General features: G+C 53.5%; 7 protein-coding genes. All 7 read left to right on the forward strand.

Going from position 1 to position 13,036, the window contains the following annotated elements:
- Nucleotides 1-222: 222 nt before the first annotated feature.
- The 7 genes from LVQ77_RS09655 (at nt 223) to trhP (ending at nt 12,929) form a co-directional block, all read left to right on the forward strand.
- A complete protein-coding gene (locus LVQ77_RS09655; protein WP_232904330.1) occupies nt 223-1,461 on the forward strand; it encodes an MdtA/MuxA family multidrug efflux RND transporter periplasmic adaptor subunit in 1,239 nt (412 codons plus the stop codon).
- The gene (locus LVQ77_RS09660) at nt 1,461-4,586 is read left to right on the forward strand and encodes an MdtB/MuxB family multidrug efflux RND transporter permease subunit (RefSeq protein ID WP_232904331.1); all 3,126 of its coding nucleotides are present in this window, start codon (nt 1,461-1,463) and stop codon (nt 4,584-4,586) included. Before LVQ77_RS09655 ends, LVQ77_RS09660 begins: the two co-directional genes overlap by 1 nt.
- Nucleotides 4,583-7,663, forward strand: coding sequence for a multidrug efflux RND transporter permease subunit MdtC (gene mdtC, locus LVQ77_RS09665; RefSeq protein ID WP_232904332.1), 3,081 nt, complete (start codon nt 4,583-4,585; stop codon nt 7,661-7,663). Before LVQ77_RS09660 ends, mdtC begins: the two co-directional genes overlap by 4 nt.
- A 146-nt stretch (nt 7,664-7,809) precedes the next feature.
- Nucleotides 7,810-9,225, forward strand: a complete 1,416-nt coding sequence (locus tag LVQ77_RS09670; RefSeq protein ID WP_232904333.1) for an MFS transporter — start codon at nt 7,810-7,812, stop codon at nt 9,223-9,225.
- On the forward strand, nt 9,222-10,616 hold the full coding sequence (gene baeS / locus LVQ77_RS09675) for an envelope stress sensor histidine kinase BaeS (RefSeq protein WP_232865206.1): 1,395 nt from the start codon (nt 9,222-9,224) through the stop codon (nt 10,614-10,616). Before LVQ77_RS09670 ends, baeS begins: the two co-directional genes overlap by 4 nt.
- Nucleotides 10,613-11,335, forward strand: coding sequence for an envelope stress response regulator BaeR (gene baeR, locus LVQ77_RS09680; RefSeq protein ID WP_232904334.1), 723 nt, complete (start codon nt 10,613-10,615; stop codon nt 11,333-11,335). Before baeS ends, baeR begins: the two co-directional genes overlap by 4 nt.
- 247 nt (nt 11,336-11,582) lie before the next feature.
- Complete coding sequence (gene trhP, locus LVQ77_RS09685) at nt 11,583-12,929, forward strand: prephenate-dependent tRNA uridine(34) hydroxylase TrhP (protein WP_232865205.1); 1,347 nt, start codon at nt 11,583-11,585, stop codon at nt 12,927-12,929.
- Nucleotides 12,930-13,036: the final 107 nt, after the last annotated feature.

Consider the following 13,036-nt stretch of genomic DNA (forward strand, 5'->3'; position numbering starts at 1 on the left):
CTAAAATATAAACCACAGTTTATTGCTGGAAATATAAGCAGGATACTATTCAACCGTATTCCTACGAGCCGCCTCGTAAAAAACCGCCATCTCAGACTTATCCATACAGTACTTCATATTTCCTCCATTTTTCCGCCGCCTTAACTCACTACACTAGTATCATTAGGCCTAACCCCTGAGTACGACGGGGATAATCGTTTCAGGAAGAGAAGACGTAAATCTATGAAAGGCACATTCACCGCACGTGGGTTATGGATTGCAGCAGCAGTCATTGTCGTTATCGCCGCCATTTTTTACTGGCGCCATTCGAGCACGGGTAACGACACCGCAGGTTCGCAATCAACTCAGCAGCGCCATGCCGGCAACCGCCAGGGGATGCGCGGCGGTGCACTAGCGCCGGTTCAGGCCGCAACGGCGACCAGTGAATCTGTACCCCGTTATCTCGCAGGTCTTGGCACTATCACTGCCGCGAACACCGTTACTGTGCGCAGCCGTGTGGATGGGCAATTACTGGCGATTCACTTCCAGGAAGGGCAGCAGGTAAAAGCTGGTGATTTACTGGCTGAAATCGATCCAAGCCAGTTCAAAATCACCCTTGCCCAGGCACAGGGGCAGTTAGCAAAAGATCAGGCAACGCTTGCCAATGCACGCCGTGACCTGGCGCGTTTCCAGCAACTGGTTAAAACCAATCTCGTGTCACGTCAGGAATTGGATGCTCAACAAGCGTTAGTCAATGAATCTGTCGGGACGATTAAAGCTGATGAAGCCGCAGTTGCCAGCGCTCAGTTGCAGCTCGACTGGAGCCGCATCACCGCACCAATCGATGGCCGTGTGGGGTTAAAACAAGTCGATGTCGGCAATCAGATCTCCAGCAGTGATACCGCCGGGATTGTAGTGCTGACCCAAACACATCCTATTGACCTGATCTTTACCCTGCCTGAAGGTGATATTGCCACCGTGGTTAAAGCGCAAAAGGCAGGAGCAACACTGAGTGTTGAAGCCTGGGATCGGACTAATAAGCAAAAGCTCAGCAGCGGCTCACTGCTGAGTCTGGATAACCAGATTGATGTCACCACTGGCACCATCAAACTCAAAGCCCGCTTTAATAATGAAGACGATGCACTGTTCCCAAACCAGTTTGTTAATGCCCGCATGCTGGTAGATACCCAGCAAGATGCCGTGGTTGTTCCCACTGCTGCGGTACAAATGGGCAATGAAGGCAGCTTTGTCTGGGTGCTCAATAACGAAGATAAAGTCAGCAAACACCTGGTGACTACCGGCATTCAGGATAGCCAGAAAGTCGTTATAACCGCTGGCCTTTCTGCAGGTGTGCGAGTAGTAACGGACGGCATTGATCGCCTGACCGAAGGCGCGAAAGTGGAAGTGGTCGAAGCACAATCAGCGACAACCAGCAGTACCGAACCTGCACCAAAACACAAACGTAACGGAGCGGCTTCCTGATGCAGGTGTTACCACCGAGCGCCACAGGTGGCCCATCGCGCCTGTTTATCCTACGGCCAGTTGCCACCACACTTTTGATGGTGGCCATTTTGCTGGCCGGTATTATTGGCTATCGCTTCTTGCCTGTATCTGCATTACCCGAAGTGGATTACCCAACAATTCAGGTGGTAACGCTTTATCCTGGAGCCAGCCCGGATGTAGTGACATCAGCAATTACTGCGCCGCTTGAGCGCCAGTTTGGCCAGATGTCGGGCCTCAAACAGATGTCGTCACAAAGTGCCGGTGGTGCATCGGTTGTAACATTACAATTCCAGCTCACGTTGCCACTTGATGTTGCCGAACAGGAAGTACAAGCCGCGATTAACGCCGCCACTAACCTGTTGCCAAACGACCTGCCGAATCCGCCGGTTTACAGCAAAGTAAACCCGGCGGATCCACCAATTATGACTCTCGCCGTCACCTCAACTGCCATGCCGATGACGCAGGTCGAAGACATGGTAGAAACGCGCGTGGCACAGAAAATCTCCCAGGTTTCCGGCGTCGGCCTGGTCACGCTTTCCGGCGGCCAGCGCCCGGCGGTCCGCGTGAAACTCAACGCACCGGCGATTGCCGCACTGGGCTTGACCAGCGAAACCGTGCGCACGGCCATCACCAGTGCCAACGTTAACTCAGCAAAAGGCAGCCTGGATGGCCCTGAACGCGCCGTCACGCTTTCGGCCAACGACCAAATGCAATCGGCTGAAGAGTATCGCAACCTGATTATTGCTTATCAGAACGGTGCACCAATTCGTCTTGGTGATGTGGCAACCGTTGAACAAGGGGCTGAAAACACCTGGCTTGGTGCGTGGGCGAACAAGCAACCGGCGATAGTGATGAATGTGCAGCGCCAGCCGGGGGCGAATATTATCGACACCGCCGATAGCATCCGCGCGATGCTGCCCGCGCTAACCAAAAGCCTGCCGAAATCGGTTGAAGTCAAACTGCTCAGTGACCGCACAACCAACATCCGCGCCTCCGTTAACGACACCCAGCATGAGCTGATGCTCGCCATCGCGCTGGTCGTCATGATTATTTACCTGTTCCTGCGTAACGTTCCGGCGACCATTATCCCGGCGGTTGCAGTGCCACTGTCGTTGATCGGGACTTTTGCGGTGATGGTGTTTCTCGACTTCTCGATAAACAACCTGACGCTGATGGCGTTAACCATCGCTACCGGTTTTGTGGTCGATGATGCGATTGTGGTTATCGAAAACATCTCGCGTTATATCGAAAAAGGCGAAAAGCCCCTCGCCGCCTCGCTAAAAGGCGCGGGGGAAATTGGCTTTACGATTATCTCGCTGACCTTCTCGCTGATTGCTGTGCTGATCCCACTGCTGTTTATGGGCGATATCGTTGGCCGTTTGTTCCGGGAATTTGCCGTCACGTTGGCTATTGCGATTCTGATATCGGCGGTAGTGTCGCTGACGCTTACGCCAATGATGTGCGCACGGATGTTAAGCCACGAATCACTGCGCAAGCAGAACCGTTTCTCCCGCGCCAGTGAACGCTTCTTCGATCGCGTAATTGCCGGTTATGGGCGCATGTTAACCCGCGTGTTAAACCACCCGTGGCTCACTCTGGGAGTCGCTTTTGGCACCCTGGCACTCACCGTTGTACTGTGGATTTTCATTCCGAAAGGCTTCTTCCCGATCCAGGATAACGGCATTATTCAGGGCACTTTACAGGCACCGCAATCTGTCTCCTTTGCCAGCATGGCGCAGCGCCAACAGCAGGTTGCAGATGTGATAATGAAAGATCCTGCGGTCGAAAGCCTGACTTCATTTATAGGAGTGGATGGTACCAATCCATCTCTGAATAGTGCGCGTTTGCAAATTAACCTCAAACCATTGAGCGACCGTGACGACCGTATTCCGGTAGTGATTGAGCGTTTACAAACTAACGTGGCAAAAGTGCCGGGGGTCGAGCTTTACCTGCAACCAGTGCAAGACTTGACCATCGATACAACGGTTAGCCGTACGCAGTATCAGTTCACCTTGCAGACTACTTCGTTGGATGAACTCAGCACCTGGGTGCCGCAGTTAACTGAAAAATTGCGAGCTTTGCCGCAACTGGCTGACGTCAGCAGCGACTGGCAGGATCAGGGGCTGGTGGCCTATGTGAATGTTGACCGGGCCAGTGCCAGCCGCCTTGGTATCTCCATGTCAGATGTCGATAACGCGCTCTATAACGCATTTGGTCAGCGCCTGATTTCCACTATTTATACTCAGGCCAACCAGTATCGAGTGGTACTTGAGCACGATACCAGCACCACACCTGGCCTGAGCGGATTGGATAATATTCGCCTTGCCAGCACTGATGGCGGCAGCGTGCCGCTGAGTAGCATTGCCAAAATCGAGCAGCGTTTTGCCCCGTTGACGATAAACCATCTCGATCAGTTCCCGTCTACGACGTTCTCATTTAACGTCACGAGCGGCCATTCGCTGGAGGATGCGGTTAAAGCGATTACAACGGCGGAAAAAGATCTCGCCATGCCCGCTGATATCACCACTCAATTCCAGGGCAGCACCCTCGCCTTCCAGAACGCGTTAGGGAGCACCATCTGGCTAATCGTGGCTTCAGTGGTGGCTATGTACATCGTGCTCGGCGTGTTATACGAAAGCTTCATTCACCCGATAACTATCCTGTCGACACTGCCGACTGCGGGCGTAGGCGCACTGTTGGCGTTAATGCTGGCAGGAGCCGAACTGGATGTCATTGCCATCATCGGCATCATTTTGCTTATCGGCATAGTGAAGAAAAACGCCATCATGATGATCGACTTCGCCCTCGCGGCTGAGCGTGAACAAGGCATGAAACCATACGATGCGATTTACCAGGCCTGTTTACTGCGTTTCCGTCCGATTCTGATGACTACCCTCGCCGCCCTGCTTGGTGCACTGCCGTTGATGCTCTCAACCGGTGTGGGTGCAGAACTGCGCCGCCCGCTCGGGATTGGCATGGTCGGTGGTCTGCTGGTGAGCCAGGTATTAACCCTGTTTACCACGCCGGTTATCTATTTGCTGTTCGATAACCTGTCGCATGCGGTGCGCCGCCGCTTTGGTCGTCGTGATGAGGAAGTGCTGTGAAATTCTTTGCACTGTTCATCTACCGGCCCGTCGCCACCATTCTGCTGACCGCCGCCATCACATTGTGCGGCGTGTTGGGCTTCCGCCTGCTGCCTGTGGCCCCGTTGCCACAGGTGGATTTCCCGGTCATTATGGTCAGCGCTTCACTGCCGGGCGCTTCACCTGAAACCATGGCATCGTCAGTGGCAACGCCACTTGAACGGGCGCTCGGGCGTATTGCTGGCGTGAATGAGATGACCTCGTCGAGTTCGCTTGGCAGCACGCGCATCATTCTGGAATTTACTTTTGACCGCGATATCAACGGAGCCGCGCGTGATGTGCAAGCCGCGATAAACGCCGCGCAAAGCCTGCTACCAAGTGGAATGCCAAGCCGCCCGACCTATCGCAAAGCTAACCCGTCAGACGCACCCATTATGATTCTGACGCTGACTTCCGATACGTTTTCGCAAGGCCAACTCTACGATTTCGCCTCCACACAACTGGCGCAAACCGTCTCGCAAATTGATGGCGTGGGTGATGTGGATGTCGGCGGCAGTTCGCTGCCTGCGGTGCGTGTAGATCTCAACCCGCAAGCACTATTCAACCAGGGCGTTTCGCTCGATGCCGTCCGCACCGCTATCGACAATGCCAACGTGCGCCGTCCACAAGGTGCGGTGGAAGATAGTTCTAAACGCTGGCAATTGCAGACAAACGATGAGCTAAAAACCGCAGCGGAATATAAGCCGTTAATCATTCATTACAACAATGGTGGTGCGGTACAACTGAGTGATGTCGCTAACGTCACCGATTCAGTACAAGACGTGCGTAACGCCGGGATGACCAACGCGAAACCCGCGATTTTGCTGATGATTCGTAAATCCCAGGAAGCGAACATCATAGAGACGGTTGACAGGATTCGGGCGAAAATCCCTGAGTTGCGGGAAACTATTCCGGCGTCGATCGATTTGCAAATCGCCCAGGATCGCTCACCAACCATTCGTGCCTCTCTTGCTGAAGTCGAGCAGTCGTTGGTTATTTCGGTCGCACTTGTGATTTTGGTGGTGTTCCTGTTCCTGCGGTCCGGGCGCGCAACACTCATACCCGCAGTCGCGGTTCCGGTGTCGCTCATCGGCACCTTCATCGCTATGTACCTGTGCGGCTTTAGCCTCAATAACCTGTCGCTGATGGCGCTAACCATCGCCACCGGTTTTGTGGTGGATGACGCTATAGTGGTGCTGGAGAATATTTCCCGCCATCTCGAAGCGGGCGTGAAACCGTTGCAGGCAGCACTTCAGGGGGTGCGCGAAGTCGGTTTTACCGTGTTGTCGATGAGCCTGTCGTTAGTCGCCGTTTTCCTGCCTTTGCTGTTAATGGGCGGCTTGCCGGGCCGGCTGTTTAAAGAATTTGCAGTCACGCTTTCGGTCGCCATCGGTATCTCACTGGTGGTTTCGATTACGCTGACGCCGATGATGTGTGGCTGGTTATTAAAGAATAAACCGCAGCATACCCCAACCCGTAACCGTGGATTTGGACGCGTACTTGTCGCGATGCAACAAGGCTATGGGCGTTCGCTGAAATGGGTGCTAAACCATACGAAATTAGTAGGTGTTGTGCTGTTGGCAACCATCGCACTGAATATCTGGCTGTATATCGCGATTCCAAAAACCTTTTTCCCCGAGCAAGACACCGGGCGCTTGATGGGCAACATTCAGGCCGACCAAAGCATTTCATTCCAGGCGATGCGTGGGAAGCTACAGGACTTTATGAAAATCGTCCGGGATGATCCGGCAGTGGATAATGTAACGGGCTTCACCGGTGGTTCACGGGTAAACAGCGGTATGATGTTTATCTCATTGAAGCCGCTTTCTGAACGTAAAGAGACGGCGCAACAGGTTATCGATCGTTTACGTCAATCACTGGCAAAAGAACCCGGTGCGAGCCTGTTCTTAATGGCCGTGCAGGATATTCGTGTTGGCGGACGCCAGGCCAATGCCAGTTACCAGTACACGCTGCTGTCGGACAATTTGGCCGATCTGCGCACCTGGGAGCCGAAAATACGCCAGGCGCTGGCCAAATTGCCGCAGCTCGCGGATGTGAACTCTGACAGCCAGGATAACGGCGCAGAAATGGATCTGATTTATGATCGTGAAACCATGTCACGGTTGGGCATAAGCGTTCAAGATGCCAATAATCTGCTAAATAACGCCTTTGGCCAGCGGCAGATTTCGACAATTTACCAGCCGCTTAACCAATACAAAGTGGTGATGCAAGTCGACCCGCGTTACACCCAGGACATCAGCGCACTGGACCAAATGTTTGTCATCAATAAAGAAGGCAAAGCCATCCCTCTTTCGTATTTTGCCAAATGGCAGCCGGCTAACGCCCCTCTTGCCGTTAACCACCAGGGGTTATCAGCCGCCTCCACCGTCTCCTTTAACTTGCCAACCGGGGTTTCGTTATCGGAAGCCAGTGATGCTATCGACCGCACCATGACCGCGCTCGGCGTGCCATCCACGGTGCGCGGCATGTACGCCGGAACCGCGCAGGTATTCCAGGACACCATGAAATCCCAGGTTTTGCTGATTATTGCTGCCATCGCCACGGTGTATATCGTGCTGGGGATTTTGTATGAGAGTTACGTTCACCCGCTGACGATCCTCTCTACCCTGCCTTCCGCGGGGGTTGGCGCGTTGTTAGCTCTGGAAATTTTTGGCGCGCCGTTTAGCTTAATCGCGCTCATTGGCATCATGCTGCTGATTGGTATCGTGAAGAAAAATGCCATCATGATGGTGGATTTCGCCATCGACGCACAGCGTAACGGCAACCTGCAACCTGAAGAAGCCATTTTCCAGGCCTGCCTGTTGCGTTTTCGCCCAATCATGATGACCACACTTGCCGCACTTTTCGGTGCATTGCCATTGGTGCTGACCAGTGGCGACGGCGCGGAACTGCGCCAGCCGCTAGGGATCACGATTGTTGGCGGCCTGTTTGTAAGCCAGCTTTTAACGCTGTACACCACGCCGGTGGTTTATCTGTTCTTTGATCGTTTGCGGATGCGGTTTGCGCGTAAAAATGATCGTCTTGCGACAACGGATTAATCATCCCATGGCACTGGAATATCCAAAATAATTGGAGTTGCAGCAAGGCCGCAAGTGAATGAGTCCCGATGAGCTTACTTGAGTAAGTGATTTGGGCGAAAGAGCGCAGCAACGCTGCTGCAGCTTCAAGTATGAAGGATATTTAAATGACCGAATTGCCTGCCGCCGTGCGCTGGCAACTGTGGATAGTCGCCTTTGGCTTCTTTATGCAGTCGCTCGACACCACCATCGTCAACACCGCCCTGCCCTCTATGGCGGCGAGCCTGGGCGAAAGCCCGTTACACATGCACTCGGTTATCGTGTCGTATGTGTTGACGGTGGCGGTAATGTTGCCCGCAAGCGGCTGGCTGGCGGACCGCGTTGGCGTGCGCAATATCTTCTTCACCGCAATTGTGCTCTTCACCATTGGCTCATTGCTCTGCGCGCACGCCTCAACGCTTAACGAGCTTGTGATGGCGCGCGTAGTACAAGGTATCGGTGGTGCGATGATGGTGCCCGTCGGGCGCTTAACGGTGATGAAAATCGTGCCGCGCGAGCAATATATGGCAGCGATGACCTTCGTCACGTTGCCCGGACAAATTGGTCCGCTGCTTGGCCCGGCGCTCGGCGGCGTGCTGGTTGAATATGCATCCTGGCACTGGATCTTCCTGATTAACCTGCCGGTTGGCATTATCGGAGCCATCGCCACGCTATGGCTGATGCCGAACTACACCATGCAGACACGTAAATTCGACATGATGGGCTTTGTCTATCTGGCATTTGGCATGGCGGCGTTGACCATTGCGCTTGATGGCGCGAAAGGTTTAGGCGTTAGCCCATCCACTGTGTGGTTGTTGGTTGCTGGCGGTGCTACGGCAATGGCGCTCTACTTATGGCATGCCAAAGCCAATGACAACGCTCTATTCAATCTAAACCTTTTTAAGACGCAGACATTTTCTCTCGGGCTACTAGGCAGTTTTTGCGGCCGCATCGGCAGCGGCATGATCCCGTTTATGACACCGGTATTCCTGCAAATCGGCCTTGGCTTTTCGCCATTCCACGCGGGCCTGATGATGGTGCCAATGGTGCTCGGCAGCATGGGCATGAAGCGCATTGTGGTACAGGTGGTTAACCGTTTTGGCTATCGCAACGTGTTAGTTGCCACCACGCTCGGTTTATCACTGGTTATTCTGCTGTTTATGGCGACGGCACTACTGGGTTGGTACTACTTGCTGCCGGTGGTCTTGTTCCTGCTTGGCATGGTCAACTCCACGCGCTTCTCATCAATGAACACGCTAACACTGAAAGATTTACCTGATGACCTCGCAAGCGGCGGCAACAGCATGCTCTCAATGGTGATGCAGCTTTCGATGAGTATCGGCGTCACCATCGCCGGATTGTTACTGGGAATGTACGGTCATCATCAACTGACGGCAGATAGCACCGTAGTCCACAGCGTGTTTATGTATACGTATCTCAGCATGGCGGTGGTTATCGCCCTGCCCGCACTGATTTTTGCTCGCGTCCCGAAAGACACCACCAAAAATGTCGTGATTGCGCGACGCAAAAGGAGGAGCTCATGAAGCTCTGGCGGCCTGGAATTACCGGCAAATTGTTCCTCGCGATTTTCTCGACTTGCTTGCTGGTGCTGGCAATCATGCACTGGGGTGTGCGGCTCAGTTTCGAACATGGGTTTATTGATTACATCAAACGCGGCAATGAACAGCGGCTGGAGATGCTAAGCGACGCGTTGGGCGAGCAGTATGAACAGCACGGAAACTGGCAGTTTCTGCGCAATAATGATCGCTTTATGTTCAAGCTGCTGCGTTCATTCGAGCATGGCGATGTAGAAAATAACAACCTGCCACCGCACGGCTGGCGCACTCAATTCTGGGTCGTCGACCAGGATTATAAAGTGCTGGTTGGCCCACGTGGCCCGGTTCCAACCGACGGTATGCGCCGGGCGATAAACGTTAATGGCCGTGATGCAGGCTGGGTGGTCGCCTCGCCGGTTGAACGCCTGACGCGCAACACCGATATTAATTTCGACCGCCAACAACGGCGTACCAGTTGGATAATCGTCGGCCTGGCAACATTGCTCGCCGCCGCCGCAACCTTCCTGTTAGCGCGTGGCCTGCTGGCACCGGTTAAGCGCCTGGTTGAAGGGACACACAAACTTGCCGCCGGGGATTTCACCACCCGCGTGGACTCCACCAGCCAGGATGAACTCGGCAAACTGGCGCAGGACTTTAACCAGCTCGCCAGCACGCTTGAGAAAAACCATAATATGCGCCGCGCGTATATGGCGGATATTTCCCATGAATTGCGCACCCCGCTGGCGATTTTACGCGGCGAGCTGGAGGCGATTCAGGATGGCGTGCGTAAATTCACGCCGGAATCCGTGGCGTCACTACAAATGGAGGTCGCCACACTGACCAAACTGGTTGATGACCTGCACCAATTGTCAATGTCTGACGAAGGCGCACTGGCCTACCAGAAGCAATCTTTGGATATCATTAACCTGCTGGAAATTGTGGCGGGAGCCTTCCGCGAACGCTTTAACTCACGTGGTTTAAGAATTAGCCTGGCGCTGCCTGATAGCGCCACCATTTTCGGTGACAGCGATCGTTTAATGCAGTTATTCAATAACCTGTTGGAAAACAGCCTGCGCTACACCGATGCGGGCGGCCAGCTGGTTATCTCCGGCGAAGTGGTGAATCAACGTTTTGTCATGCACTTTGCCGACAGCGCGCCGGGTGTCAGCGATGAACAACTCACCATGCTGTTTGAGCGTTTCTACCGCACTGAAGGTTCGCGCAACCGCGCAAGCGGCGGCTCCGGCCTCGGCTTGTCCATCTGCCAGAATATCGTTGCGGCCCATAACGGCAAGCTTTACGCCTCGCATTCGCCTTTCGGCGGGGTAAGCATTACAGTAGAGTTACCGCTGGAGCCAGAATCGTTGAGACCTGTATGACCGAATTACCTATTGACGAAAACACACCGCGTATTTTAATTGTTGAAGACGAGCCGAAGCTCGGCCAACTGTTGATTGATTACTTACGTGCCGCGGGATATGCGCCAGAGTTGATTACCCACGGCGACAAAGTGCTGCCTTTCGTGCGCCAGACACCGCCGGATTTGATCCTGCTTGATTTGATGCTGCCAGGCACCGACGGCCTGACGCTATGCCGTGAAATTCGCCGTTTCTCTGAAGTTCCGATTGTGATGGTCACCGCCAAAATCGAAGAGATCGACCGCTTATTAGGGCTGGAAATTGGTGCCGATGATTACATCTGTAAACCGTACAGCCCGCGTGAAGTGGTGGCGCGCGTGAAAACTATTTTGCGCCGCTGCAAACGCCAGCGCGACCCGGTTGCAGCCGATGAAGTCAGCCCGTTAATCATTGATGAAGGCCGCTTCCAGGCAAGCTGGCGCGACAAACTGCTGGACTTAACACCAGCTGAGTTCCGACTGCTAAAAACCCTTTCCCACGAACCGGGCAAAGTCTTTTCCCGCGAACAACTGCTGAACCAGCTTTACGATGATTACCGCGTGGTGACTGACCGCACCATCGACAGCCATATTAAAAACCTGCGCCGTAAACTCGAAGCATTAGATGAAGAACAGTCGTTTATCCGCGCGGTATATGGTGTGGGTTACCGTTGGGAAGCCGACGAGTGCCGTATTGCGTAAAGGTAGTTTCTGGAACTAATATGCTCAAAATAATTCGAGTTTCAGGTAGGCGGCAAGGGAAGTTATCCCGATGAGCTTACTTATGTAAGTGATTCGGGTAAGTGAGCGCAGCCAACGCCCCTGCAACTTGAAGTATGACGAGCATTAGCGCTACAATTCCCGCCCTAAAACTGTGCCTTATGCACGCGCTTTTAAATCACCGCACCCAGTGCGGTGATTTCTGACCTGAAATCAGAACGAGAAAATCATGTTTAAACCAGAACTCCTTTCGCCAGCCGGAACGCTGAAGAATATGCGTTACGCTTTTGCCTATGGTGCCGATGCGGTTTATGCGGGCCAACCGCGTTACAGCCTGCGTGTGCGCAATAACGAATTCAACCACGAGAACCTCCAGCTCGGCATCAACGAAGCCCATGAGCTCGGCAAAAAATTCTATGTGGTTGTCAACATTGCTCCCCATAACGCTAAGCTGAAAACCTTTATCCGTGACCTGAAACCGGTTATCGATATGGGCCCGGATGCGCTGATCATGTCCGACCCAGGTCTTATCATGATGGTACGCGAAGCATTCCCGGAAATGGATGTTCACCTGTCTGTGCAGGCCAACGCCGTAAACTGGGCAACCGTGAAGTTCTGGAAACAAATGGGTCTGACGCGTGCGATTCTTTCACGCGAACTGTCCCTGGAAGAGATCGCCGAAGTGCGTGAACAAGTGCCAGATATGGAACTGGAAATCTTCGTTCATGGCGCACTGTGCATGGCTTATTCAGGCCGCTGCCTGCTTTCTGGCTACATCAACAAGCGTGACCCGAACCAGGGCACCTGCACCAACGCCTGCCGTTGGGAATACAAAGTTGAAGAAGGCAAAGAAGATGATGTCGGCAACATCGTGCATCTTCACGAGCCGATTCCGGTGCAAAACATCGAGCCGACTTTAGGCGCTGGCGCACCGACGGACAAAGTGTTCCTGATGGAAGAAGGCAAACGCCCTGGTGAATACATGACCGCGTTCGAAGACGAACACGGCACTTACATCATGAACTCCAAAGATCTGCGCGCCATTGAACATGTTGAGCGCCTGACCAAAATGGGCGTGCACTCGCTGAAAATCGAAGGCCGCACCAAATCCTATTACTACTGTGCGCGTACCGCTCAGGTTTATCGCCGTGCGATCGACGATGCCGCTGCAGGAAAACCGTTCGACCCAACGCTTCTGACCACGCTTGAAGGACTGGCGCATCGCGGTTATACCGAAGGTTTCTTACGTCGCCATAATCATGATTCTTATCAGAATTACGAGTACAGCCACTCGGTTTCTGAAAGTCAGCAATTTGTCGGTGAATTTACCGGTGAACGCCGTGACGGCCTGGCAGAAGTGAAAGTGAAGAACAAATTCCTGCTCGGCGACAGCCTGGAATTAATGACGCCACAAGGCAACGTCACCTTCACGCTGGAAGTGCTGGAAAATACCAAAGCGCAGCCGATTGAAGTGGCTCCAGGCGATGGCCACACCGTTTGGATGCCTGTCCCAGAAGATGTTTCGCTGGATTACGCGCTGCTGATGCGCAATTTGGTTGCTCAGAACGCGCGCTAAGTCACTCATTGTGGGTATTTTTTCCGCGCCAGGACATTTCTTAGAAACCGATCACATACCGCTTCGCTGTATACGGTTATTATCGCCGGGCTGAAAAACATAACCCA

The sequence above is a fragment of the Buttiauxella cochleicola genome, from assembly GCF_021282435.1.
Lineage (GTDB): Bacteria > Pseudomonadota > Gammaproteobacteria > Enterobacterales > Enterobacteriaceae > Buttiauxella > Buttiauxella massiliensis.